19 protein-coding genes and 1 pseudogene are annotated in these 24,625 nt (G+C 64.7%); 10 read left to right on the top strand and 10 right to left on the bottom strand.

The features are described from left to right. The first annotated feature begins 5 nt into the window (after positions 1-5). The 3 genes from AB0Y14_RS10755 to AB0Y14_RS10745 are packed head-to-tail and all read left to right on the top strand — an operon-like array spanning position 6 to position 2,636. Positions 6-929 carry a dihydrodipicolinate synthase family protein gene (locus tag AB0Y14_RS10755; protein ID WP_436589259.1) on the top strand — a complete coding sequence of 308 codons (924 nt, stop codon included), beginning with the start codon at positions 6-8 and terminating at the stop codon, positions 927-929. Next, on the top strand, positions 926-1,915 hold the full coding sequence (locus AB0Y14_RS10750; RefSeq protein WP_436589258.1) for an ROK family protein: 990 nt from the start codon (positions 926-928) through the stop codon (positions 1,913-1,915). The genes AB0Y14_RS10755 and AB0Y14_RS10750 overlap by 4 nt, the downstream gene beginning before the upstream one ends. A 28-nt stretch (positions 1,916-1,943) precedes the next feature. Then, on the top strand, positions 1,944-2,636 hold the full coding sequence (locus AB0Y14_RS10745; RefSeq protein ID WP_436589257.1) for an N-acetylmannosamine-6-phosphate 2-epimerase: 693 nt from the start codon (positions 1,944-1,946) through the stop codon (positions 2,634-2,636). A 418-nt stretch (positions 2,637-3,054) separates the two neighbouring features. Here AB0Y14_RS10745 and nagB read toward each other — a convergent pair whose 3' ends face one another. After that, positions 3,055-3,834 (bottom strand): glucosamine-6-phosphate deaminase, encoded by a 780-nt coding sequence (gene nagB, locus AB0Y14_RS10740; RefSeq protein ID WP_436589256.1) that lies wholly within the window; start codon positions 3,832-3,834, stop codon positions 3,055-3,057. Between the two features lie 135 nt (positions 3,835-3,969). Here nagB and AB0Y14_RS10735 point away from each other — a divergent pair, with 135 nt between their 5' ends. Both AB0Y14_RS10735 and nagA read left to right on the top strand, forming a co-directional pair. After that, complete coding sequence (locus AB0Y14_RS10735; RefSeq protein WP_436589255.1) at positions 3,970-4,674, top strand: GntR family transcriptional regulator; 705 nt, start codon at positions 3,970-3,972, stop codon at positions 4,672-4,674. A 4-nt stretch (positions 4,675-4,678) separates the two neighbouring features. Continuing rightward, a complete protein-coding gene (gene nagA, locus AB0Y14_RS10730) occupies positions 4,679-5,878 on the top strand; it encodes an N-acetylglucosamine-6-phosphate deacetylase (protein WP_436589254.1) in 1,200 nt (399 codons plus the stop codon). On the opposite strand, the gene AB0Y14_RS10725 is transcribed toward nagA, so the two are convergent. The 4 genes from AB0Y14_RS10725 to AB0Y14_RS10710 form a co-directional block, all read right to left on the bottom strand. Beyond that, positions 5,862-6,593: a hypothetical protein gene (locus AB0Y14_RS10725; protein WP_436589253.1), complete on the bottom strand. Its 732-nt coding sequence runs from the start codon at positions 6,591-6,593 to the stop codon at positions 5,862-5,864. The genes nagA and AB0Y14_RS10725 overlap by 17 nt on opposite strands. Beyond that, positions 6,586-10,377: a TM0106 family RecB-like putative nuclease gene (locus AB0Y14_RS10720; RefSeq protein WP_436589252.1), complete on the bottom strand. Its 3,792-nt coding sequence runs from the start codon at positions 10,375-10,377 to the stop codon at positions 6,586-6,588. The genes AB0Y14_RS10725 and AB0Y14_RS10720 overlap by 8 nt, the downstream gene beginning before the upstream one ends. Positions 10,378-10,448: 71 nt before the next feature. Continuing rightward, positions 10,449-11,195, bottom strand: a complete 747-nt coding sequence (locus AB0Y14_RS10715) for a GntR family transcriptional regulator (protein ID WP_436589251.1) — start codon at positions 11,193-11,195, stop codon at positions 10,449-10,451. A gap of 17 nt (positions 11,196-11,212) precedes the next feature. Next, on the bottom strand, positions 11,213-11,443 hold the full coding sequence (locus AB0Y14_RS10710) for a glucose PTS transporter subunit EIIB (protein ID WP_436589250.1): 231 nt from the start codon (positions 11,441-11,443) through the stop codon (positions 11,213-11,215). A 146-nt stretch (positions 11,444-11,589) separates the two neighbouring features. Here AB0Y14_RS10710 and AB0Y14_RS10705 point away from each other — a divergent pair. Further along, positions 11,590-12,825, top strand: a pseudogene (locus AB0Y14_RS10705) (PTS transporter subunit EIIC); the annotation flags it as partial. Positions 12,826-13,202: 377 nt separating this feature from the next. On the opposite strand, the gene nrdF reads toward AB0Y14_RS10705, so the two are convergent. The 3 genes from nrdF to nrdI are packed head-to-tail and all read right to left on the bottom strand — an operon-like array spanning position 13,203 to position 16,905. Next, complete coding sequence (nrdF, locus tag AB0Y14_RS10700) at positions 13,203-14,228, bottom strand: class 1b ribonucleoside-diphosphate reductase subunit beta (protein ID WP_436589249.1); 1,026 nt, start codon at positions 14,226-14,228, stop codon at positions 13,203-13,205. 29 nt (positions 14,229-14,257) lie between these two features. Next, the gene (nrdE, locus tag AB0Y14_RS10695) at positions 14,258-16,417 is read right to left on the bottom strand and encodes a class 1b ribonucleoside-diphosphate reductase subunit alpha (protein WP_436589248.1); all 2,160 of its coding nucleotides are present in this window, start codon (positions 16,415-16,417) and stop codon (positions 14,258-14,260) included. After that, positions 16,414-16,905: a class Ib ribonucleoside-diphosphate reductase assembly flavoprotein NrdI gene (gene nrdI / locus AB0Y14_RS10690; protein ID WP_436589247.1), complete on the bottom strand. Its 492-nt coding sequence runs from the start codon at positions 16,903-16,905 to the stop codon at positions 16,414-16,416. Before nrdI ends, nrdE begins: the two co-directional genes overlap by 4 nt. Before the next feature lie 150 nt (positions 16,906-17,055). Here nrdI and AB0Y14_RS10685 point away from each other — a divergent pair, with 150 nt between their 5' ends. The 4 genes from AB0Y14_RS10685 to AB0Y14_RS10670 all read left to right on the top strand — a co-directional run bounded on the left by AB0Y14_RS10685 (position 17,056) and on the right by AB0Y14_RS10670 (position 22,434). After that, positions 17,056-17,997 carry a MurR/RpiR family transcriptional regulator gene (locus tag AB0Y14_RS10685; protein WP_436589246.1) on the top strand — a complete coding sequence of 314 codons (942 nt, stop codon included), beginning with the start codon at positions 17,056-17,058 and terminating at the stop codon, positions 17,995-17,997. Then, on the top strand, positions 17,994-18,905 hold the full coding sequence (gene murQ, locus AB0Y14_RS10680) for an N-acetylmuramic acid 6-phosphate etherase (RefSeq protein WP_436589245.1): 912 nt from the start codon (positions 17,994-17,996) through the stop codon (positions 18,903-18,905). Before AB0Y14_RS10685 ends, murQ begins: the two co-directional genes overlap by 4 nt. 93 nt (positions 18,906-18,998) lie before the next feature. Next, positions 18,999-20,570, top strand: coding sequence for a PTS transporter subunit EIIC (locus tag AB0Y14_RS10675; RefSeq protein ID WP_436589244.1), 1,572 nt, complete (start codon positions 18,999-19,001; stop codon positions 20,568-20,570). Between the two features lie 391 nt (positions 20,571-20,961). Next, positions 20,962-22,434, top strand: coding sequence for an amidohydrolase family protein (locus AB0Y14_RS10670; RefSeq protein WP_436589243.1), 1,473 nt, complete (start codon positions 20,962-20,964; stop codon positions 22,432-22,434). A 7-nt stretch (positions 22,435-22,441) separates the two neighbouring features. Here the strand turns inward: AB0Y14_RS10670 and AB0Y14_RS10665 are convergent, their stop codons facing one another. Next, positions 22,442-23,098 carry a flavin reductase family protein gene (locus AB0Y14_RS10665; protein WP_436589242.1) on the bottom strand — a complete coding sequence of 219 codons (657 nt, stop codon included), beginning with the start codon at positions 23,096-23,098 and terminating at the stop codon, positions 22,442-22,444. Then, positions 23,095-24,522 carry a purine-cytosine permease family protein gene (locus AB0Y14_RS10660; protein ID WP_436589241.1) on the bottom strand — a complete coding sequence of 476 codons (1,428 nt, stop codon included), beginning with the start codon at positions 24,520-24,522 and terminating at the stop codon, positions 23,095-23,097. The genes AB0Y14_RS10665 and AB0Y14_RS10660 overlap by 4 nt, the downstream gene beginning before the upstream one ends. Positions 24,523-24,625: the final 103 nt, after the last annotated feature.

Below are 24,625 nucleotides of genomic sequence, written 5' to 3'. Positions count from 1 at the left end.
AAGACATGAGCAATCCTCGATTCCGCGGCGTCATCCCGCCCGTCGTCACCCCCCGATCCAGCGACGGCGAGATTGACCGCAACGGCCTCGAACGGGTCGTCCGTCACCTGATCGACGGAGGAGTGCATGGCCTGTTCATGCTCGGGTCCTCCGCCGAGACGCCCTATATGAGCGATGACGAACGGAGCACCGTCGTCGAACTGACCGCCGAGATCGTGAACGGGTCGGTGCCCGTGATCGTGGGCGCCAATGACCAGACCGGTGTGCGGGTCGCGGAAGAAGCACGGAGAATGACCCGGCTCGGTGCGGACGCCGTTGTCGCCTCCAGTCCGTACTACGTGATCACGAACCAGAACGAGATCCTCGATCACTTCCGCATGGTGCGGGATGCCGTGGATGTCCCCGTCTTCGCCTACAACGTCCCCGTTCGCACCCACATCCCCTTGGGCGCGGACCTGCTGGCCCAGCTGGCTCACGAGGGCACGATCGTCGGAGTCAAGGACTCCTCCAACGACGACGTCGCCTTCCGGCAGCTCGCGCTCGCCACGCGCGACGTCGCGGGGTTCTCCCTGTTCACGGGCCACGAGGTCGTGTGCGACGGAGCCATGCTCTCCGGGGCGGACGGCATTGTGCCCGGGCTGGGCAACGTGGATCCTTCCGGCTACGTTCGTCTGTACGAGGCGGCGGCATCCGGCGATTGGGAAGCCGCACGTCGTGAACAGAACCGTCTGGTCGATCTGTTCACGATCGTCGGGTGCGTGGACTCGAATCGCGTCTCCGGCGGTGCCGCAGGGCTGGGCGCGTTCAAGACCGCGCTGGTCGAACTGGGCGTAATCTCGTCGAATACAATGTCCAAGCCGATGGCGGCGCTCAACGAGAACGAGGCCGCCTCGATTCGTACGATCTTGGAAAGGACCGGACTCCTATGACCCATGCCGCGGTCGCCCTCGACCTGGGTGGAACGAAAACGGCGGGAGCGCTCATCACCGCCACGGGAGAGATCCTGGGGCAGGCCGCCGAACCCACGCCGGCCCAACGCGGGGCGTCCGCGGTCATGGCCACCGCGGCTTCGGTGTCCAGGACACTGCTTGACGAGGCCAGGGAACGCGGGATTGAGGTCCGTCCCGTCCTGGGCATCGGGTCGGCCGGCGTCGTCGACCCGCACACCGGCGACGTCGTCTCGGCAACGCCCAACATCCGCGACTGGACCGGGACCGCACTGTCACGCGACCTGGCCGCGTTGTTGGAGGACGTTCCCGGTCGGCCCATCACGACCGTCCGGCCGGTCAATGACGTCCACGCACATGCGTTGGGCGAGGCGCTGTACAGAAAGAACCACGGCATGACGGCGGGAGGGACGATGTTCCTGGTCGCCTTCGGGACCGGTGTGGGAGGTGCCATGCTGATCGACGGCAAACCACAGGTCGGCAGGCATTTCGTCGCCGGTCACGTGGGAATGACGCCGATGCCTCACCACCCGGACGCCGAGCTCTTCGCGGCCGGGTCGGAGACGCCTCAGCACATGATCCTCGAAAACGCGTGCGGCGGCGTCTCGTTCGCGGAGGCCTATCGCAGCGCCGGCGGACAAGCCGAACTCAGCACTGCCCGCGAAGTGTTCGCACGGGCCGATGAAGACGCTTCTGCAAGCCGCGTCGTCAGGGTTTCGGGGGAAATCGCAGGGGCATTCCTCGGTGGGATCGTCAATATGATCGACCCGGACGAGCTCGTGCTCTCCGGCGGCCTGGCAGCTTCGGGACCTTCGTGGTGGGAGCCCATGATCGAGACCTTCTCGAAGGTCCGACTGCCCGGGATCACCACGCGCCCCGTGGCCGCCTCGTCCGGGGATATGGCGGCGCTCCTGGGTGCGGCTTCGCTCGCTTGGTCGGACCGTAACCCCGTAGCCCCCACGGACTGAGACGCGCCCTCCGGGCGGAAAGGAACCCATGCTCCTCACCAACGAACAGCTGAACGGCCTGCGGGGGCGACTCGTCGTCTCGGCCCAGGCATACCCTGGTGAACCCATGCGGGACCCTCGGACCATGGCCCAGGTCGCCCAATCGGTCGTGCTCGGTGGGGCGGGGGCCGTCAGGGTCCAGGGTCTCGCCGACATCCAGCACGCGAGGTCGGCCGTGGAGGTGCCCGTCATTGGTTTGTTCAAGGACGGTCACGAAGGGGTCTTCATCACCCCGACCCTCCATCACGCCCTCGCTGTCGCCCAGGCGGGTGCCCACATCGTGGCCCTGGACGCGACCCGGCGGGAACGCCCCGATGGTCGCAGTCTGACTGAAACGATCGCCGTGATCCACGAAAAGACCGGGGCAAGGGTCATGGCCGATTGCGGCTCTCTCGACGACGCACTGGCCGCGGTCGACTCCGGTGCGGACGTTCTCGGAACGACCCTCGCGGGGTACACGGGGGAACGCCCCAAGATCGATGGCCCGGACCTGGAACTCATCGAACAGATCGCGGCGCAGGGCACCGGCCGGATGCTCATTGCCGAAGGGCGGATCCACACCCCGGCCCAGGCCGCGTCGGCCCTGTCCGCGGGAGCCGACTCCGTGGTGGTGGGGACCGCGATCACGCACCCGACCAGCATCACCTCTTGGTTCGTCGACGCCCTGCCCTCCATGGACTGAACCCGTCCGGGCGGGATATGGCGCGGGGTGGCGGCGAGTTGCTGGGGGCTGATCGTTGATCAGGGCCGCTGGGGCTGCTGGGATCGCTGGGGCTGCCACCGACGGCGCCATCGCGCGTGTCCGGGCGGGGTAGGCGGTCCGGGATGCGTGGGCGTTCCGGGGCGGGCATTGGGTGGTGGTTGCCCGATCAGGAGGTGCTTTCCGTCGTTAGGTGGCGGTTCAACCGCCACCTAACGACGGAGATCGGCGCCGAATCGGGTATCCCCCACCTAACGTGGAGTGTCGGGTGCGGGTGCGGGGCCTCAAACGGCCGGAAAGCGCCACCGAATCGGGTAACCGCCGCCCAACGGCGACAGTCGCCGGCCGCCGCGCATCATAGGGGCGTCCCACGCTCAACGAGGGGGTCAGTCCCTCTTGCTCAGAGTTGCCAGGACGGACGGTTGTCCCTGACGAAGTCGTAGTACTCCCGATTCGTCAACAAAGATGCGGCGGCCTCGTCCACGACGACGACGGACCGACGATGCAGTTGCAAAGCGGAGGCCGGGCAGAACGCCCCCAGAGGCCCTTCGGCCATGGCGGCTACTGCTTCGGCCTTGCCTTCGCCCGATGCCACCAACAGAGCCAGACCTGAGTCCAGGATCGTGCCGATGCCCTGGGTGATGCAATGGGTGGGGACCTGGGAGAGGTCGTCGTCGAAGAACCGTGCGTTATCCCTGCGTGTGGTGGGAGTCAGGGTTTTGACGCGAGTCCTGCCCGCGAGAGAGGAGCTCGGTTCGTTGAACCCGATGTGACCGTTGCTGCCGATCCCGAGGATCTGGAGGTCGACCCCGCCGGCGGCGCGAATCGCCTCTTCATACTCCTCGCATGCCGCCGGGACGTCCTCTGCGTGGCCCTTCGGGACGTGCACGCGCTCCGGGTCGAGCCCGAGCCTCTCCGTCACTTCTCTCCGCACGACCTCTGCATAGCTCTGGGGGTGGCCCTCGCTCAGACCGACGTACTCGTCCAACGCAAAGGCGCTTACCCCGGACATGTCCAGGCCGTTGCGCACCCGCTGCTCGAGGGACCGGTACGTCGGAACGGGGCTCGAACCGGTCGCAACGCCCAGAACCGCGCCCGGTTTCCTCCGAACGAGTTCGGCAATGCGTTCCGCCGCGACGTCGCCGACGGCTTCGGGATCAGGGACAACGATGATTTCCATGTCTCCAGCCTACCCCGTGATGACCGAATTGGTACGGACCAATAGTCCCGTTCGGGTGATCCGTGTATGTTTGGTTCGTACCAATACTCAAACAGTGGGTGATGTCCGAGGATGACCGCAGGCGAAACAGAGCTCGTGCCCAAGTACCTTTCGCTGGCCGCCGCGTTGGAGGCCGACGTCGTCGCCGTTGGTGAACCGCACGAGGTACTGCCGACGGAGAGGGCCCTGCAGGAGGAGTACGGCGTCAGCCGGGCCACCGTGCGTCGAGCCATCGCCCACCTGGTGGCCTCTGGAACCGTCTACTCGATCCGTGGCTCGGGGACCTATATCGCGGATCCGAGCATGATTCGCAAGGGCCTGCGTCTGACGTCGTTTTCTGAAGACATGGACGAGCGAGGGCATCGGCCGAGCAGCGAGACTCTTGGCAACGACGTTGTCCCCGCAGACGAGCTCTTGGCCGAAAAATTGAATGTGCCGGTGGGGGAGGGACTCGCTCGGATCCATCGCCTGCGGCTCGCGGACGGCCTGCCGATGGCTCTCGAGCTCGCGCGCATCCCCTTGAAATATTTTGGTGGCAGCCTGCCTGACCCTCGTGGTTCCCTCGATGAACAATTGTCCCCCCGGGGGCACCGCGCGGAATCGGCGGACCAATCGATCCGCGCGGTCAACCTTGGGTTTGAGGAGGCCAACCTGCTGTCCCAGCCCGTCGGAGCCGCGGCGCTCCGTGTCGAGCGATGTGCCCGCGACTCTCTGGGGCGGCCTGTCGAATGCACAGAGACGACCTACCGAGCGGACCGGTACGGCTTCGACCTCAGCGTCGTCCGCGGAGTGAAGGACTGAACTCATGAATACCTTGATCCACAATGCACGCCCGACCGAGACGCTACGGGACGTGCCCGTTTTTGCCGATGTTCCCGCCGAGGCGTTGACGGCGGATTCGGGACCGGTCTGGGCCGAGTGCGACGACGCGGGCGTACCGATCCGCGGCGGCCTGGGAGACTCCTTCCACCGGGACGCCGGGAGTGCCGCGGGGTCGCACCCGTTCGACGCATCCGGCATGTTCTTGATTGCCCCATTCACCGATATTCACTGCCACGGAGCGGGCGGGTACGCGTATGAGGACGCAGACAGCCTGCCGACCTCGTTGTCGGTGCACAGGGACCACGGGACGGGGCGGGCGCTGGCTTCGTTCGTCGCCAATCCGTTGGACGAACTGGAAGATTCCTTCCGGCGCGTGGTGCGGGCCATCACGACCGGCGAGGGCGTCCCCGCTGGTCTTCGCTTGGAGGGCATCCATGCCGAGGGTCCGTGGCTTTCGCCCGCGCACAAGGGGGCGCACCGGCAGGACTACCTTCAACCGGCAACGCTCGACCAGGCCAAGCGTCTGGTGGATGCGGCCGGCGGCTACCTGCGTCAGGTGACGCTGGCCCCTGAGCTCGATGAGGACCTTGCGGTGACCCGATACTTGGTGGGCCAGGGCGTACGCGTGGCCGTGGGCCACACCGATGCCGGTTACGAGACTGCGATGCGCGCCTTTGACGCCGGAGCGTCGATCTTGACGCACGCTTTCAACGCCATGAACGGAATCCATCACAGGCACCCTGGTCCGGTGATTGCCGCGATGGAGTCATCTCACGTGGTTGCAGAAGTCATCGCCGACGGGGTCCATATTGCGCCCGAAGTGGTCGCGATGCTGTTCCGTGCTATGCCCGGTCGGGTCGTGCTCATAACCGATGCCATGTCCGCCACAGGCCAGTCCGACGGTGACTACAGGCTCGGTTCCCTGGACGTTCGGGTGGACGACGGCATCGCGCGGTTGACCACCCCGGACGGTAGCCAGGGTGCCATTGCCGGTTCAACCCTCACGATGGATCAGGCGGTGCGGACCGTGGTCGAGGCCGGTATCGACCTCGACGAGGCGTTGACGGCGGCCACGACCCGACCGGCCAGAGCCGTGGGGTTGAACCCGTGGGCCGCCGGTTTGCCACTTCGACTTCTCGACGAGGGCCTGTCTCCGGCCGGAGGTCTCATTCCCAGAACATAGATTCGACGTCCACGCCCCTGATCATGAGCTCCTCATGGAGCGCATCCCTGCATTCGATGGGCAGGGCCAGCGACCCGATCGTGTCATCGGGACCGAGATACGGGGTGACCTGATCGAAGCCGATACGGAATCGGGCCAGTGATCGGCACAGTTCCATGATGTCGGAAAGGTCCTCCTCCGACGCGAAGACCCAGAAGGAATCCGCTTCGGTCAATTGGAAGAGGCCGACCGGGTAGCCCCGGCCCTCGACGGCTCGCCGTCGGACCCACCCACCGGGACCACCCGGACCCAGTGGTGGACAAATGGGATCGAAATACCAGGACTGCGCCTGCGAGAGCCAGTCGGGAACGTGCGGCGCATAGACCACGGCGTCCTCACCCTCGGGCCATTCCGTTTGTTGGAAAATAGCCGATTCGATGGCATTCCAGAATACGGATTCGTCCCCCTCGATCCCGACGCTATTCATGTCCTCGGGCTCGGGGTCCGGATCGAAATCGAGAGGGTCTTCTTCGCCGGTGTCCCAGTAGGTGGTGCGTGTTGCGAGGTCAGCCGTCAGCAGGAAGGTCTCAACCTGTTTCAGGTATTCGGGATCCCCCAGAACAACCGTTTGGTCGTCGAAGTGGAAGATATAAGGAGTCCGGGCTTTGAAACTGGGGTTGATGTTTATCATCCCTTCCTCCTGCTCGTGTCCGTACGGTTCATGATTATTATTCATGGATCTCCCCTTCTTTGTCCCGGGTGCTCCCTGAGAGCGGAAGCCGGTCCCACGATGTGGCGTTCCTGCGCAGTGCCGTGAACCCGCCCAGAATCGACAGCGATTCCGGATTGGTGGGCCAATAGTCCGTCAGGCTGGGGGAACTGACGATCACGGCTGCCCACTGTCCGCGGGAAACGGCGACGTTGAGACGATTCGGGGAGAGAAGAAAGTCCATCCCGCGAGGTACGTCCTCGGCAGAGGAAGCCGCCATGGAAACGATGACTACCGGCGCTTCCTGCCCTTGAAACCTATCGACGGTCCCGACCCGGACCCCTGTCTCATCCTGATCCGAAAGCCCCGCTTCCGCCAGGGCTTCACGAATGACTTCCACCTGGGCGTTGTAGGCAGCCACGACGAGGACATCGTGAGGTTCCAATGGCCTGAACGCTTCGTCCGGCGCATCTCTCCAGCTCCTTCCGACGAGTTCTCTCGCAAGTTCCACCACGCGTGCGGCTTCCTCGGGAGATGAGGTCGCGTTGCCCGTGTGCGGAACCTCGAGGCGGTAGACCCCCGGTTCCGTGTCCGCGAGCATCCTTTGGGCAGCGGCCGACGCCGAGTGCAACCGCCCTTGATAGGACAACGTGGAAACTGGGGCACACAATTCCGGATGCATACGCCACGACGCATCGAGGAAGTACCCGTATTCCTGCGGGAGGGTTCGTGCACCCGCTGAGAGCCAGCCCAAGGCCGATTCGTCGACCGGTTGTGGATGGCTTCCCTGGGTGACCTGGGGCAATTGTTGCGGGTCTCCCAGAAGCAAGAGGTTCCGGGCCGACTGGGACACGGCCAGCATGTTGGCCAGTGAATACTGCCCGGCTTCGTCGATGACCAGAAGGTCCACGCTGCCCGGCGCGAAACGATCCTGGTGCGCGAAGTCCCAGGCGGTTCCGCCGTAGATCCTGCCCCCGGGTACTGGCGATTCGCCGGATGTGGCTTCGGCCATGAATGAAGGGATGTCCTTCTGCGCGATTTCCCGCCAGGGGACCCGAGGAACTTCATCGTCGGTTGACGTCTTGGACCTCTTGGCCTTGGCGATGGCGTCGCCAGGTACACCGCCATTGACCATGCACCCCTTCAAGAGATTTTCGATCACGGCGTGGGATTGGGCGACCACGCCGATCGTCCATCCTTCACGGACCAACCGTCCGATCACGTGGGAACCGACGAAGGACTTTCCCGTTCCGGGAGGCCCCTGAACGGCGACATAAGAGTTCTCGAGTCGTGACACCGCAGCGTGGATCGCGTCCGCCATGGGGATCTTGCCGTCGCCGAGTCCCGGGTCGCCGACGCGCGGAAGGGCCCCACCGCCAGCGAGACGCGGCGGCCGTCGAGCCACAATGTCCAAGCCGGCGGCGCGGGGGAGGTGCGGCAGCGCCGCATCGACTTCCTCGGCGAGCAAAGCCAAGGATTCTTCCTGGGCTTTCGTCCGTATGGGGGCGGGCGGCGTTGAGGCGATGGGCAGCTGATCGAAGGGTTCCGTGCCCTGCGGCCGTGACTCGACGACACGAATACGCACGTGCCCAGGAACGTCCGTCTGCTCCAGGGACTCGAGGGTCAGGCGCGCATCACTGGCTCGAGAGGCAACGGGCTGACCGTCACGTGGTCCGGATTCGACGCGCTGGCGTGCCTCACGGGCTTTGTCCTCCAGGTAGGGCGGCAACGGCGTCTCGTACATCGCGAAGAGGCCGGAATCCCCGTCCCGCAGGGTGGAGCCCTCGGCCAGGCGAGCCGTTCCCGAGAGGATCCGTTTTTCGGTTCGCGCACGCGGGGTGGTTGTGTGCCAGTCCTGTTCGACCGCGAGGCGTTCGAAGACGAGGACGTCCCGCTGCGACTCCCAATCCGCGACCGGGGCCGACAGCCGGTCGAAGTGTGACCACCAGAATTGTTTGCGCTCGCGCCGATAGTAGCCTGTCGCGCTGGAGACCATGGCGACGGCCCGGATGGTGTCCCGGAAGATGTCCGGGTCCAACCCGGTGGATTCCGGCGACGCCGTTTCGACGAAATGATGAAGAGATGCTTCGACGGCCGACTCGCGGGCGTCCTCCGGAGGCTCGGGCTCCAGCGAGGGGTCAAGCCTGTCGGATGGCTGACTGACTTCCTCCTCGACCGACCGGGAGACCAGGCTCAGCAGCCAATTCCGGAGACGCAGGGTCGAGACGCAGTCGTACCGGTTGTAGTCCCCGATGGAGTCCAGAACGGCCACGGCGCGCTTCTGGTCCCCTGAGTCCCTGGCCAAGCAGTAGTCGGCGTATGCCACCACCGAGGCGGCCGCCGTGGTGACGTCGCCAGCGCGCAGTCGGTCGCCCATGTAGAGGGGCTCCAGCTTCTTGATCGAGTAGGAGTCCTCGGAGATGCGCAGGCTGGAGCGAACGGTGTCGTAGAGATCGACCAGTACTTCCTCCCTCAAGAGATCGTCCACGGCTTCCTCGCCGACCCCATGCTTCGCGGCCAGGTCCCTGAGGGCCCTTTTCTCGTAGTTGGCATAGTGATAGATCTTCATCCCCGGGAACCGTTGCCTGCGTTGACGGACGTACTCCAGGAAATCGAGAAGTGCCTGTTTTTCCTCGTCCCGGGAATGGGCCCAAAAGGGCACGAACCGGGGATCCTCGGATGAGTCTTCCGGGGATTCGACCAAGCCGAAGAGGTACTCGATGCCCCACGAGGAGTCCCCGGGATCCTGCCATAGTGGGTCTCCTTCGAAATCGAAGAAGATGTCGCCGGGGTTCGCCGCCGGAATCCTGGTCAAGGGCGCCGAATCCGTGACCACATAAGAGACGCTCTTTCGTGTACCCGACGCATCGGTGAAGGTCACCGTCTTGTCCGGAACCGCGCGCCCGGACTGCAGCGCAGCCTGGTCCCTGGCCGATCGAACGGGTGAGGGCAGGGAACGACCTTCGAGGTTGGCGAGGTCGTCGACGGTGCGCACTCCATAGCGCTGCCGCAGGAGTTTTCTCTGAGCCATGGACATCCCGGCCACCTGGAGGACATCCCGATGCCGCTCGACCTCAGCCGCGCAGTGCGGACACTTGCCGCATCTGGACACGGAGTCCTGCCACCAGTCGAGCGGCTCGGCATCCGAGGTGATGCGTTCCCGCGACAGCGCCTCGAAACGGTCCCGCCGCTCCTGATAGACCGCCATGAATTCCCCGACGTGGAAAGAGGCCCGCTCTCGGTTCCCGAGGATCAGAGTGACGGTGTCAGACACCGGAATTCCTGCGTTGTCCAGTTGGTCGGCGTAGGCGGCCAATTGCAGCAGTGCGGTGACCTTGGCATGGCGAGCCAGTTTGGTGTCGTAGACCGCGTATCGGCCGTCATCCTCGCGGACCAGGAAGTCCGACCTTCCATGGAATCTGCCATCGAAGAAAGAGGCCTGGAAGACGACGTCGGCCCCGGACCGCAAGGCCTCGATGGACTCCCGGTGCTTGTCGACCAGGGTGCCCCAATCCATTCTGCGGGCAGGTTCGATTTCGTAGACACCTCGGCCGGTCGCGGGGTCGTACGGACCGAAGCGCTCGCGGAATTCCTGGAGCACCGCCGCTTCGTGCTGGTCACCCAGCACCGAAGTGCGTTCGAGCATCGGGTCTTCCGGCGCCTCGAATCGGGGGAGACGGCCCAGCTTTTCGTCCAGGAGGTGGAGGGTGGCCCACGAGCATTCCGCGGCCCGCACGAGGTCGGACGCGGAATAGACCAGACCAGGGCGCGGACGAGCCGCACGCTGTTCCGGTACATCAACGAAGAACACAGGCACCTCCAGACTCTGCCTCGGGCGTCGTGCGAGGCGCTGAGTCCAGGGTACGGGGGCTGACTGACAAGTTAAGCGGGTTTTGAGTCCTCCGGCTCCGGGGCTCCCAGACGCTCGCGGTCCAGGGTCATGGAAATCTGGTACCGATCCGACCGGTACGTCGAGATCGAGTACTCGAGCGGTACGGGTCCTTCCTCGGACTGGGCGCACGTGTAGCGGTGGAACAGCAGCACGGGGGCCGAGGGCTCCACCTCGAGGACGCGAGCGACCGACGGTTCCGCCGCAGCCGCCTCGACGGTCTGTTCGGCGGTGCTGACCTCGAAACCGGTCCCCGACAGATGTGAGTACAGGGACTGCGTCAGGTCCTTGGCCAGGAGGAGGTCCGTCAGGTCCGGACGGATCCAGGACTCGTCCACGCTGACCGGGGCCTCGTTTGCGCGACGCAGGCGCTTGATGCAGAGAGTCTGTTCGCCTTCCTCCAGACCGAAGAACTCCGCCGCCCGTGGGGGAGGTGTGCCTCGATCGGCCACGAGAATCTCGGTGGATGGTTCGAAACCCGCCCGTTTCATGTCCTCGGTGAAGGAAGCAAGGTGGAGGGTCGAACGGACACGACCGTGGGACACGAAGGTGCCCTTGCCGTGAATACGGACCAGAACACCCTCCGCGACCAGATCCGAGACGGCACGTCGAATCGTGATGCGGGAAACCCCGAACTGCTTCTCGAGGGCTCTTTCCCCCGGAAGCGCGGCACCCGGAGAGAGTTCCCTCCGGGCCAGTTCCCGCAACTCCGACCTGACCTGTTCGTGCTTGTGGACCACGTGCTCGCGCGCTTTCTCTACAGCAGATCCTGAATGTCTTCGGCCAGGTTCTCGGCCTCGGGACCGACGACGACCTGCACCATTCCGCCCGAGACCACAACCCCGTGGACTCCCATGGCCTTGAGCGCGGCCTGATCCACCGCAGACGAATCCTCGACCTCGGTGCGCAAGCGGGTGATGCACCCTTCGATTTCTTCAACGTTCTCGGCTCCACCGAGTGCTTCCAGCAATTTCTCCGGATCGAACATTGGGTGCCTCCTGGCCCTTGACAAGCTATGTCATGCGAATACAGTGATCAGAACCACTGGTTATAAACAGTTGTCTCGAGCGTACCCATAGCGCTCGACCTTCACAACCGCACGCTACTCTCGCACCCGCGGGAAACGAGGTCCCCATGTCTTCGTCAGACGTTTCCACCCCGGCCGCCGCCGCACCGCGGACCAAGGGTGACGGCAACGCCATGAAACTTCTCCAACGCTTTGGCCGGAGCCTGATGCTTCCGATCGCGGCCCTTCCTGCGGCCGCGATTCTCCAAAGGCTGGGACAGGATGATCTTCTCGGGCAATTCTCGTCCATATCCACGGCCGCACAGGTGATCGGCGCCGCCGGTTCGGCCCTGTTCGACGGACTGCCACTGCTCTTCGCCGTCGGAATCTCCTTCGGCTTCGCCAAGAAGGGTGACGGCTCGACGGCGCTCGCGGCCGTCGTCGGCTACCTGGTGATGACCAATATCTTCAAGGTCATGTCTCCGGTGGTCCTGGACAGCAATGCCACCGCGGCAGCCGGAGAGAAGCCGGAGATCGATTACGGCGTGCTGGGCGGCATCGTGATCGGTCTGACGTCAGCCCTGTTGTGGCAAAGATTCCACCGAACCAAGCTGCCCGACTGGCTGGGCTTCTTCGGCGGGCGTCGTCTCGTGCCGATCCTGACCTCACTGGCCGCGTTGGTGATCGCCGTGGTGCTCGCCCTGCTCTACCCGTTCTTCGACAAGGGCCTCGCCGCGATCGGCGCCGCAGTGGGCAGCAACACGGTCCTGGGTGCGGGAATCTACGGCCTCCTGAATCGAATGCTGATTCCTTTCGGCCTGCACCACATTCTCAACTCGATCGTGTGGTTCATCCTGGGCGACTACGACGGCGCCCACGGGGACCTCTCCCGGTTCTTCGCCGGCGATCCCAGTGCGGGCGTCTTCATGACCGGCTTCTTCCCGATCATGATGTTCGGTCTCCCTGCGGCGGCTCTGGCCATCTGGCACGAGGCGAAGCCGGGCCAGAAGAAGGTCGTTGGCGGCATCATGCTCTCGACGGGTCTGACCTCGTTCCTCACGGGGATCACCGAGCCGCTGGAGTTCTCCTTCATGTTCATCGCCTGGCCGCTCTACCTGATCCACGCGGTGCTCATGGGAACGTCCATGGCCCTGACCAACGCCCTGGGCATACATTCCGGTTTCGGATTCTCCGCGGGAACCATCGACTACCTCCTCAACTTCGGCATATCCCAGAAGTCGATCTGGTTGATACCCATAGGCATCGGCTACGGACTGATCTACTACTTCTTGTTCCGTTTCGTAATCCGCAAGTGGAACCTGCGCACGCCGGGTCGTGAGGAAGACGCCGGAACTGAGGCCGCCGTGGGCGCGGACACGGGGACCTCGAAGCGAGTCTCCGCCGAGAAGACGTCGACCACGGGCGAAAGCACGTCCGACGCAGGTTCGCGCGACGTCGGTTCGTCCGACGCGGCCCCAACCGATGATTCACGGAGAGACGCCGGCCCGGGCATTGCCGACACGGCGGGCCGAGACGATGCATCGGGTGCCTCCGGTCGACATGTGGCGCAGTCCTCGGACCCGAGCCCGGAACAAGGACCCAACCCGACATAGCGGTGTCGGCCTGAGGTGGCAGTGTCGTGCACACCCCGAGCCCGAGGTGGCAAGTATGTGCGGATTTCGGCATGAATTGCGCACAAACTTGCCACCTCGCGCTGGGTCGAGCGCCCGATGGGAGGCGGCTAGAAGTCCCAGTCGTCGTCGTCCGTCTCCACGGCTTTGCCCATCACGTAGGAGGACCCGGAGCCGCTGAAGAAGTCGTGGTTCTCGTCCGATCCCGGTGCGAGGGCCGCGAGGATCTCGGGATTCACTGAGGTTTCCTCAGCGCCGAAACGAGCGGGGTATCCGAGGTTCATGAGGGCTTTGTTGGCGTTGTACCGGACGAAGACGGCGACGTCGTCCATGAGGCCGAGGGGCTCGTACAGCTCTCCCGAATACTGGAGCTCGAGGTCGTACAGTTCGTCGAGCAGACCCACGGTGAAGGCCTGGATCTCTTCCCTGCGTTCGCTCGTGCAGGAGTCCAGGCCGCGCTGGAACTTGTACCCCGAATAGTACCCGTGAACCGCCTTGTCCCTCAGGATCAGCCGGATCATGTCAGCGGTGTTGGTCATGGTCGCGTGGACCGAGAAATGCAGGGGGAGATAGAACCCGGCGTAGAGCAGCAACGACGACAGCAGGGTCGAGGCGACCTTGCGGCGCAGCGGATCGTCCCCGTAGTAGTGCACCAGAACCTTCTTGGCGCGTTCCTGCAAAAGGTCATTGGCGACGGCCCACCGATAGGATTCCTCGATCTGGGGCGTCGAGGCCAGCGTGGAAAACACGCTCGAATACGACCTGGCATGGACCGACTGCATGAAGGCGATGTTTGTGTACACGGCCTCCTCGTGCTCGGTGCGGGCATCCTGGATCTGGCTGATTTCCCCGACGGTCGCCTGAACCGTGTCCAGCATGGTCAGGCCCGTGAAGACCCGCATCGTCAGCGTCCGCTCTTCTTCGGACAGGCGTTGCCAGGCAGGGAGGTCGTTCGAGAGCGGAACCTTCTCGGGCAACCAGAAATTCGACGTGAGCCGATTCCAGACCTCGAGGTCTTTCTCGTCCTGGACGCGGTTCCAATTGATCGGTCGCAACCGGTGGTTCGGGTCGTGGCGAAAGGACGGCGGGGTCACCGAGATGTCGGTGAGGGGGCGGCGATCGGTCGATGATGTCATGGTGTTCTCCTTCAAAAAGCGGCGAGGGGTCAGAGGGAGCAGGAAACGCAGTCCTGCACTTCGGTTCCGTTCAGGGCCGCCTGGCGGAGCCGGATGTAATAGAGGGTTTTGATTCCGGACCTCCACGCGTAAATCTGTGCCCTGTTGATGTCCCGCGTGGTCGCCTCGTCGGTGAAGAACAGCGTGAGCGAAAGCCCCTGGTCCACATGCGGGGTTGCGGCAGCGTACGTGTCGATGATCTTGCGGTACCCGATCTCGTAGGCGTCCTGGAAGTATTCGAGGTTGTCCTGGTCCATGTGGGGCGCCGGAAAGTACACGCGGCCCAGCTTGCCCTCCTTCCTGATTTCGACCCGGGACGCCACGGGGTGCAGCGACGCGGTCGAGTGGTTGATATAGCTGATCGAGCCGGTGGGCGGTATCGCCTGCAGGTACGCGTTGTACATGCCGTCGCGCATGACCCGTGACCTGAGCACGATCCAGTCCTCACGGGTCGGCAGGTGCAAGCCGGCGTCGGCGAAGAGTGCTCGCACCCGCTCGGTCGCTGGTTTGCCACTCGATCGAACGTAACGGTCGAACCTGGCCCCACTCGCGTAATCGGAGTCTTCGAACCCTTCGAAGGTCTCCCCGCGTTCCACAGCGAGTCGGTGCGATGCGCGGATCGCGTGATAGGTCACGAGTCGGAAATAGGCGTCCGTGAAGTCAAGCGCCTCGGGGCTGCCGTACTGGATGCGTTGCGATGCCAGGTATCCGTGCAGGTTCATCTGCCCCAGCCCGATCGCGTGGCTCGCCCGGTTGCCGCGTTCGACGGACGGGACCGCACCGACGTCGCACTGGTCCGAAACGCTCGTCAGGGCCCGCACTGCGGTCTCCACGGTCCGGCCGACGTCGGGTGAGGCCATGGCGGCCGCGATGTTGAGCGAGCCCAGGTTGCAGGAGATATCTCGGCCCACGGAGGAGTACGTCAGGTCCGGATCCATGGTCGATGGCGTGCTGACCTGGAGAATCTCGCTGCACAGGTTGGACATCCCGACGCGTCCGGGATGGGGATGCTCGCGATTGACGGTGTCGTCGAACAGCACGTACGGGTAACCGGATTCGAACTGGAGCTCCGCGATGGTCGTGAAGAAGTCCCGGGCCCGGATCGTCGTCTTCCGGATGCGCGAGTTCCGAACCAGATCGTCGTAGTGCTCCGTGATCGACAGTTCGGACATCGGGGTGCCGTACTCGCGCTCGACGTCGTAGGGAGAGAACAGGTGCATCTCGCGGTCTTCCTTCGCCAGTCGGAAGGTGACGTCCGGGACCACGACGCCGAGCGAGAGGGTCTTGATCCGAACCTTCTCATCGGCGTTCTCCCGTTTCGTGTCCAGGAAGCGCAGGATGTCCGGGTGGTGGGCGTGCAGATAGACTGCGCCGGCCCCCTGTCGGGCCCCCAGCTGATTGGCATAGGAGAAAGAGTCCTCGAGGATCTTCATGACCGGAACCACACCCGACGCCTGGTTCTCGATCTTCTTGATCGGTGCACCCGATTCCCGGAGATTCGTGAGCATGAGGGCGACCCCGCCGCCGCGCTTCGACAATTGGAGGGCCGAATTGATCGACCGACCGATCGATTCCATCGAGTCCTCGACGCGCAGCAGGAAGCAGGAGATCAGCTCGCCGCGTTGTTTCTTGCCCGCATTGAGGAACGTGGGGGTGGCCGGTTGGTAGCGACCGGACATCATTTCGTCGACAAGGTTCGCGGCGAACTCCCGCTCGCCCTGTGCCAGGTACAGGGCCGTCGCCGCGACCCGGTCCGGGAAATCTTCGAGATACTCCGTCCCGTCGAAGCTCTTGAGGGCATACGACGTGAAGAACTTGAAGGCGCCCAGGAACGATCCGAAGGTGTGCCCGAACTTGTGGGCACGGTCATGAATCTCCTCCAGGGCGTCACGCTCGTAGTTGGCGAGAAATTCGGCCTCGTAATAGTCATTGGTCACGAGCCAGTCGAGGCGGCCTAGGGCAGAGTCGAATTTCTTGAGGCGAGGGCCAATCTGCTGCTTCAGGAAGGCGTCGATGGCTTGCTGGTCTTGTTCGAACTGGATGCGCCCCTGATCGTCGAACAGATTCAGCCGGGCGTTCAGGGCATGGTAGTCCTTGCGTGTCCCGATGCCTTCGCGGCCGACGTCGGTGGCTTCCGGCGAGAGCGTCATGCGGTTTCCTTCTCTTTCTGTGCGGATTTCCAGAACTCGTCGAGTCCGTGGTCGATGGTCTTGACGTCGTGTGCGTTGCCGAGCAGCTCGAACCTGTAGAGCTCGGGGACTCCGCACTTCTTGGAGATCACAGGGCCGGCGATGCAGTAGTCCTCCCCGAAATTGGTGTTGCCCGCGGTCACGACTCCCCGAATGAGGGAGCGGTTCTGTGGGTCGTTCAGGAAGGTGATGACTTGCCGAGGGACGGCCTTTCTGGCGTCCCCGCCGCCGTAGCTCGGCACGACCAGCACGTAGGGCCGGCTGACCCGGATCATGCCCTCTGTGCGGGGACGAAGGGGTATGCGAACACTGGAATGCCTCAGCCGTTGCACGAGCCGGTGGGTGTTCTCGGAGGCGCTCGAGAAGTACACCAGGTGGGGCGATTCGGTGGGTGGGAGGGTACGGAACGATGTCGGGGGCCGCCTGCGAGAGGCGGATGGCTCATTCATGGCGTCCTTTCTCTGTTGGTCAAAAACACAACATGTTGTGTTGAAGGGGTTTGAAGGTGCCCATATATAGAAATACCACGGTGCAGAACTTAAAACTACGCCAAGTCGTAGTTCTTGACATGGCTCACATATGAAGGAAAACTTCGAGTTGTGAACACCAAAGTGGAGAAAAACTTCGAAGGCGGCGAGGAGGCCGATATCCTCGGATCCTTGAGAGCTGCGGAGGGCACGTTGAGCCCGGGGCCCGCCCGGGTGGCCCGCTTCATCCTCGAGGAGCCGGCGCGCACCGTGCCGATGACACTGGCGGATCTCGCGAAGGAGAGTCGGACCAGCGACGCGTCAGTCATTCGCTTGGCCCGCGCCGTCGGGTGCTCGGGTTTCCGCGAGCTGCGCACACGTTTGGCCACTTCGATCGGCCGTGCACAAGGGTCGGACGGGGGCGACCGCTCGTACCCCGCTGGGATCTCCGCCGAGGATCTCCCGGAGGTTGTCATAGCAAAGCTCGCTTCCAGCGACCGCGAGACGATCGCGCGGACGGAAGAGACACTGGACGCGCACGCCGTCCGTGAGGTGGCCGGAGCCGTGGCAGGGGCCAGGCGGGTGCTCGTCGTCGGCGTCGGAGCGTCCGGCCTGGTCGCGCGAGACCTCGCGGCGAAACTTGGGCGCATAGGGATCCAGGTCCACACAGCGTCGGACGCCCATGACGCGCTCACGTTCGCCGTCCTGCTGACGGACCAGGATGTGTTCATCGGAATTTCCGCGTCGGGGCGCACGCGGGACGTCGTCGACCCTCTCTCCCTCGCCGCACGTGCCGGTGCCCGCACCGTGGCCATTACGACGCGCCCGCGCTCACCGTTGGGGACGGCCGATCATGTCCTCGTCAGCGTTGCGACTCGCGAGAACGGTCTTCGACTGGGTGCGATGACCTCCCGTTCGGGACAGCTGTTCGTGGTCGACGCTTTGTTCACCATGGTCTTCCAGTTGCGCGAGGACGAAGCCAGGACCGCGATCGCGCGCTCCCATGAAGCTCTGGCCTTCAAGCGACTGCCCCGAACCGCCCAAACCCCCACCCCAGCATCGGAGAAATCATGACAACGGACGTGCCCACCACCGAGGCAGTGGACGAACAGTACTCACAGATCGACAGGATGCCGACCGCGGACCTGGCTAGGCTCATGAACCGGACGGACTCCACGGTCCCCGAATCCGTGGGACGCAGCGTCGAGGACATTGCCCGACTCGTCGACCAGGCCGTGCCCGGGCTCCGTGCCGGCGGGCGTCTGGTCTATGCGGGTGCCGGGACGGCCGGGAGGCTCGGTGTCCTGGACGCGTCCGAGTGCCCGCCCACGTTCAACACAGGCCCGGGGGAGGTCGTCGGTCTCATTGCCGGCGGCGAACGAGCCCTGGTCTCCGCCGTGGAAGGAGCGGAGGACGATGCCGCCGCTGGCGCCCAGGCCGTGATCGACCTGGACATCGGTCCGCTGGATACCCTCGTCGGGGTTTCGGCCTCGGGCAGGACCCCCTACGCCGTTGGCGCGGTCGAGGAGGCGGGGCGGCGTGGTGCCACGACGGGAGCGATGGTGTGCAACACGGGTTCGCGTCTTGCGGCCGTCGCGGTGCACCCCATCGAGGTCGTGGTCGGTCCGGAGCTCGTGGCCGGATCGACACGGCTGAAGGCCGGAACCGCCCAGAAGCTGGTGCTCAACATGATTTCAACGATGAGCATGGTGCGCCTCGGCAAGACCTACGGAAACCTCATGGTCGATGTGCAGTCCACCAACGCCAAGCTGAGAGAACGGGTCCAGCGCATCGTGGGCGCGGTCACCGGGGCAGAGCCGGACGTCATCGAGAAAGCCGTCAGCGCGGCCGGCGGAAGCGCCAAGGTCGCGATTCTGACGATTCTCGCCGACGTCGACGCCGAGCGCGCCCGCGAAGAGCTCGAGCGCGACTCCGGCGTCCTCCGAACCGCCTTGGAACGCCTGGTCCGACCCCACAACTGAACCATGCGACCCCGCCGGCAGCCTGGCGGTCCCGCCACCGGTACCCCGCCGGTCGGGGCGGAGAAACGAACGCAACCCACAAAGGAGTCGGCCATGTCCGATCAGAACAAGACATCCCAGGACGTCATCGCTGGCCTCGGCGGTGCGTCAAACATCAACGGTGTGGAGAATTGCATCACCCGCCTGAGGATTCCGGTCCACAACGAATCGGCGGTAGACGTCGACGCCCTGCGCGGGATTGACGCGGTTCTCGGCGTCGTTCCGGGGCCGACCATGCAGGTGGTCCTGGGGCCCGGCGTCGTGGACACCGTCGCCCGCGACATCGAGGCCCGCTTGCGGGACGCCGAATCGGAACCCGCGGGGAATGGAAGGGGTGACGCGGGCAGTGCGGCCGGCCTCGGGTCCTCCGGCGAGGCTGGCGCCTCGTCCGGAGGCAACGGTACGGGCGCCGGAACAGGTGCCGAGGGTGAGGCCCCTGGGTCGCCCGAAGACCTCCAAGCCCTCGGCGCGCAGATGAAACGTTCCCAGTCGGAGCGCAAGTCTTCTCCCATCCGTGCATTCCTGGGTCGGATAGCCAACATCTTTCTCCCGCTGATTCCCGCGCTGATTGCCTGCGGAATCGTCGCCGGCATCAGCGGCGTGCTCCAGAACTTCGTCGCGAATGGGGCGTGGCCGTGGGCGGCCGGGGTGGTCCCGGTCCTGACCGCGATCTCCAGTGGGTTCATGACCCTGATCGCGGTCTTCGTGGGCATGAACGCCGCGAAGGAATTTGGCGGGACGCCAGTGCTCGGCGGCGCGGTCGCGGCCATCATCCCCTTCGCCGGCGTGTCCAAGGTGTCGATTCTCGGTGCCAGCCTCGAGCCCGGCCAGGGTGGTGTGATCGGCGCGCTGCTGGCTGCCATCCTCGCGGCCTATGTGGAGCGATGGGCCCGGAAGTGGGCCCCTGAATCGCTCGCGATGCTGATCGTCCCGACCGTGACTGTCCTCGTCGCCGGAGCGTTGACCCTCTTCCCGCTCATGACGCTCGCCGGCTGGATCTCGACCGGTATTGGAACTGGTGCCACCTGGTTGCTCGGGACCAGCGGCGGACTTGCGGGGTTTGTCTTGGCCGGACTCTTCCTGCCGCTCGTGATGCTGGGACTGCACCAGGCACTCATCCCGATCCACACCACGCTGATCGCGCAGGCCGGTTACACGATCCTTCTGCCGATCCTGGCGATGGCGGGTGGCGGACAGGTGGGCGCGACCGCCGCGGTCTACCTGCGCATCCGCAACCGGGCCCTGCGCAACACGATCAAGTCGGCGTTGCCCGCCGGAATTCTCGGTGTCGGAGAGCCGCTGATCTACGGCGTGACCCTGCCTATGGGCCGCCCGTTCATCACCGCGTGCATCGGAGGCGCGTTCGGCGGCGGATTCATCGGCATCTTCAACCAGCTCGGGTTCGCGACCGGTTCCACCGCAATCGGACCCAGCGGTTGGGCACTTTTCCCGCTGGCCGCAGGCAACCACGGCCTGGGCGCTGCCCTCGGGGTCTACGCCGTGGGGCTGCTCATCTCCTACGTGGCAGGGTTCCTGCTGACCTACTTCTTCGGCGTTCCCAAAGACCTCGTCGCTCGTATGGCGGATGAGAATTCCGCGGCGGAATCGGCTGCCGCGACGGCGTGACGGGGCAGACGGCGTGGCGGTGTCATCGACTCCGCCGCGCGTCTGGCCAGCTCGGTTGGTGGGGTGAGCGGCGGGTGACGGGTTTCGAGCCGGCGGTTACCCGACCCGGTGGTGGTTTCCCGACTCGACGACGTGTGACTGCGACAGGAGTCCGCGCCCAAACCCCGATGGCGGCCACGAAGGTCCCCACCCAGCGGCGTCCGTGCGGCTCGCGGCGTCGTCTCGCACGGGACTGCCACCTCGTCCCCGAGGCGGCCCCGTGCGTCCCCACCACTTCACCGAGACGAGCCAGCACTCCACTCACTCCGCCCCGAAACACCCCGACGTCATATTCCGGCGGTATCCGGGAGGTCGTGAGGCGGCGGATCAGCGACTGGGGTAGAAGGGAGTCATGGATTCGTTCTTCCTCCGTGCCGTGAGAGACCCCTTCGGCGGCGACGTCCTCGACGCGCGCATCGCTCAGGGCCGCATCGAATGGGGAAACGGTCTCGAGCCAGGACCTGAGGATCACCTCGTGGATGCCGACGGCCGGTGGCTCGTTCCCGGCCTCTGGGACGCGCACGTCCACTTCGACCAGTGGGCCCAGGCCAGGTCGCGGCTTGACCTGTCGGCGACGCCGTCGCCCGCAGCAGTGACCCAGGCCGTCGGCGAAGCGCTCAAGGAGGACGGCGGAGACACCGTGTTCTTCGGCTTCGGGTATCGTGCCTCGGCGTGGCAGCGGCAGCCGACCGTGACCGAGCTCGACGCCGTGACCGGGAACCGACCCGTGGTTCTGGTCAGCGGCGACATGCACAACGGGTGGCTCAACTCGGCGGCGATGACTCTGCTCGGTGTCCCTCCGCGGGATGGGATCTTCAGCGAGGACGACTGGTTCCCGCTCTTCGCGAAGCTCGAACCGTTGGCGCCGGATCCCGAAGCGGCCGTTCGCGACGCCGCGCGGGCCGCGGCGGCCCGCGGCGTCGTCGGCATAGTCGATCTGGAATTCGCGGCCAATCACGACGCATGGGTGAGTCGTTCCAGACAGAGCGAACCACTGCTCAGGGTTCGGACCGGTGTCTACCCGGAACTCCTGGACGACGTCCTGGACCGCGGACTCGCAAGCGGGGACGCGCTGGACGAGTCAGGTCTCATCCGGATGGGTCCGCTCAAGATCATTTCCGACGGGTCGCTGGGAACCAGGACCGCTCACTGCTGCGAGCCCTATGTCGGGGCCGAAGATCTGGACCATCCCCGAGGCGTGCAGAACGTGCCGCCGGAAGAGCTGGCCAGATTGCTCGACCTCGCTCACCAACGGGATCTCGCCGTCGCACTCCACGCTCTGGGGGACGCCGCCGTCGGTCTGGCCCTGGATGCCTTCGGATCCGTGGGCGCTCGAGGCTCGGTCGAGCACGCGCAGGTGGTTCGGCCGGACGACCTGGACCGTATGGCCCGGTTGGGGGTTACAGCCAGCGTGCAACCCGCTCACCTCCTCGACGACCGGGACGCCATGGACCTTTTGTGGCCGGATCGAGCCGACCGCATCTTCGCCTTCCGCACGATGCTGGATCGGGGCGTCCGGCTGGCCATGGGGTCTGACGCGCCCGTGGCTCCTCTGGACCCGTGGTTGGCCATGGCGGCCGCGGTCCATCGTTCGGGCGACGAGCGGCCGCCGTGGCACCAGGAGGAGGCGATCACCTCGAGGGAAGCGTTCTTGGCCTCGACGGACGGCGTCGACCGGATTCGTTCCGGTGACGTCGCGGACGTGCTGTTGCTCGACTCGGATCCGTTCGCCGGGGCCACGAGTGACGACGCCGCGCGCACCCTGGCAGGGATGTCGGTCGCCGCCACATTTGTGGCGGGGCGACCGACCCACTGGAACCTCTAGACACTTCCTACTGAGGGTTGCCGCCCAGGCCGGCCTGCGCGTCGGCGTCGGCGCCGGGAACGCGCATCTCGAAGGTGTCTGTCACCACGGTGTAGTCGAAGTACCCCATCCGGGCGATGGGCTGCACCGTGGTGATGTCCACGCGGCCATCATCGGTCAGGTACTTCTCGTTGAGGTGGATTCGCTCGACGGTCGCGTAGACGACGTCGATGGTCCCCACATTGGACTTGCCGGGCAGGCGATGCGTGGTGAGGTACTTGCACTCGTAGTGGAAAGGGCTTTCCGCGACCATCGGGGCGGGGGAGAGGTCCGCGGTCTGCTTGGTGACGTCGAGGCGGTCGAACTCGTTCTCACCAGGCGGCAGCGCCATGGCTGAGATGTTGACCGATTCGCGCAGATCCCAGGTCGCCATGTTCCACACGAACCACCCGGCCTTCTCGGCGTTGACAACAGTGTCCTTGCGTCGCCCGTCCGGGTACTGGTTGGCCGCGAACATGACCATCGGCGGGTCGAAGGTCAGGTTCTGCCACTGGCTGTACGGGGCGATGTTTTCGACACCGTCCTCGCTGACGCTCGAGAGCCAACCGATGGGGCGAGGCACAGTCAGAGCCTTGAAGGGGGAGTGTGAGAGCGGGCGTTCGACCTCGTTGGGATCGTATTTCACAGTGCATTCCTTTCTTGCTGGTGGTTTGCGGAACGATCGTCAGCAGTGGAGTCACGACCGGCCGCCGAATTCTTGGCTATGACCAGGTAGATGCCGCCGGCGACCACGAGACCGATAATCCACGCGATCTCGGCACCCCCGAACAGATGGGCGATGGGGCCGACGTAGAGGGAGCTGTTCATGAACGGGATCTGGATCAGTACGGCGGCGAAGTAGGCCACGAAGGCCCCCTTGTTGACCGTGCCATAGGGGCCATTGCGCTGGAATAGGGCGTCGACGTCGTATTTCTTATGTCGAATGAGGTAGTAGTCGACCAGGTTGATCGCAGACCACGGCGTCATGAAGTACAGCAGGAACATCAGGAAGTCGGTGAACACGGCGACGAAATTGTCCGATGCCAGGAGCGCGATCACTACCGCAAAGGCGGAGATGATGAGCACGTAGATCGTGCGTGCGCGGGGTTTGATGACCTCGTGCCGGGCCACCGCCGTGACGATCGTCGCCAAAGACATGAACCCGCCGTACGAGCTCAGCGTGTTGCCCGTCAGTTTGCCGACGACGACGGCCAGCAGCACGAGCCAGAAGAAGGTGCCCGCCAGCCCCGAGAGGAATCCGACCTGGTGGTCGCTGAATGCATCCCCGCCGATCTGTGCGGCGAAGGCTCCGACGATCATGGCCAGGGTTGCCCCGATGAAGCTCCCCGCAAAGGTCCACCCGATCGTGGACCGCTGGGACGTCGTCTCGGGGAGGTACCGGCTGTAGTCGGCGATGTAAGGACCGAAGGTCAGCTGCCACGACGCCGAGAGCGAGATACCCAGGATGAACGGGGCCAAGGCAAAACTGGTGTCCGCGGTGATCTGGTGACGCATCGGGCCGCCCAGAATAATGACCAGGAGAATCACGAAGACGACCCCGCTCAGGACCGACGCCGCGTGCGAAAACTTGTGGATCCACTTGTACCCGGCGATGGCCAGGACGGTCGAGAACAGCGCGAAGATCACCGCACCTGCCTTGACGCTGATGTGGAGCAGGGTCGCGAGTGCCTGTCCGCCGAGTACCAGGCCGGTCGCGTAGAAACCGATATAGATGATCAGGGCCAAGACCAGGGGAAGGATCGCCCCGTAGTAGCCGAACTGGGCGCGACTCTGGATCATCTGGGGGACGCCGAGCTGAGGCCCCTGGGCGGAGTGGAGCGCCGTGATGAAGCCGCCGATCAGGTTGCCGATGACGATGGCGGGGATGGACCACAGGGCCGAATTGCCCAGCAGAACGAAGAGGCCGCCGGTCACCAGAGCCGTGATTGAGCTGTTCGCCGCGAACCAGAGGAAGAAGAAAGAGACCGGGGAGCCGTGACGTTCCCGCGGCGGGATCCAGTCAATGGACCGGAGTTCCATGGTTTTCGGTCCGACCGTTGGAGTGGACATGTCATTCTCCTTGCTTTCGGTGTCATTGTGAGCCCTGACACCATTCATGGCCGCCACTCTACCGATATATCGGCTGTATATTCCAGCGGTGTGCCAAGATTTC

Source organism: Rothia sp. HC945, assembly GCF_051370785.1.
Taxonomy (GTDB): Bacteria; Actinomycetota; Actinomycetes; order Actinomycetales; family Micrococcaceae; genus Rothia.
Note: the sequence above shows the minus strand (reverse complement) of the source record. Positions and strands in the feature narration are given on the sequence as shown.

Bases quoted from the DNA above. Each gene is read 5' to 3' on its own strand.
- nagA (WP_436589254.1), top strand. From the start codon at position 4,679: ATGAATACCTTGATCCACAATGCACGCCCGACCGAGACGCTACGGGAC.
- AB0Y14_RS10675 (WP_436589244.1), top strand. From the start codon at position 18,999: ATGTCCGATCAGAACAAGACATCCCAGGACGTCATCGCTGGCCTCGGC.
- AB0Y14_RS10755 (WP_436589259.1), top strand. From the start codon at position 6: ATGAGCAATCCTCGATTCCGCGGCGTCATCCCGCCCGTCGTCACCCCC.
- murQ (WP_436589245.1), top strand. From the start codon at position 17,994: ATGACAACGGACGTGCCCACCACCGAGGCAGTGGACGAACAGTACTCA.
- AB0Y14_RS10745 (WP_436589257.1), top strand. From the start codon at position 1,944: ATGCTCCTCACCAACGAACAGCTGAACGGCCTGCGGGGGCGACTCGTC.
- AB0Y14_RS10750 (WP_436589258.1), top strand. From the start codon at position 926: ATGACCCATGCCGCGGTCGCCCTCGACCTGGGTGGAACGAAAACGGCG.
- nrdI (WP_436589247.1), bottom strand. From the start codon at position 16,905: ATGAATGAGCCATCCGCCTCTCGCAGGCGGCCCCCGACATCGTTCCGT.
- AB0Y14_RS10710 (WP_436589250.1), bottom strand. From the start codon at position 11,443: ATGTTCGATCCGGAGAAATTGCTGGAAGCACTCGGTGGAGCCGAGAAC.
- AB0Y14_RS10660 (WP_436589241.1), bottom strand. From the start codon at position 24,522: ATGTCCACTCCAACGGTCGGACCGAAAACCATGGAACTCCGGTCCATT.
- nagB (WP_436589256.1), bottom strand. From the start codon at position 3,834: ATGGAAATCATCGTTGTCCCTGATCCCGAAGCCGTCGGCGACGTCGCG.
- AB0Y14_RS10670 (WP_436589243.1), top strand. From the start codon at position 20,962: ATGGATTCGTTCTTCCTCCGTGCCGTGAGAGACCCCTTCGGCGGCGAC.
- nrdE (WP_436589248.1), bottom strand. From the start codon at position 16,417: ATGACGCTCTCGCCGGAAGCCACCGACGTCGGCCGCGAAGGCATCGGG.
- AB0Y14_RS10725 (WP_436589253.1), bottom strand. From the start codon at position 6,593: ATGAATAATAATCATGAACCGTACGGACACGAGCAGGAGGAAGGGATG.
- nrdF (WP_436589249.1), bottom strand. From the start codon at position 14,228: ATGACATCATCGACCGATCGCCGCCCCCTCACCGACATCTCGGTGACC.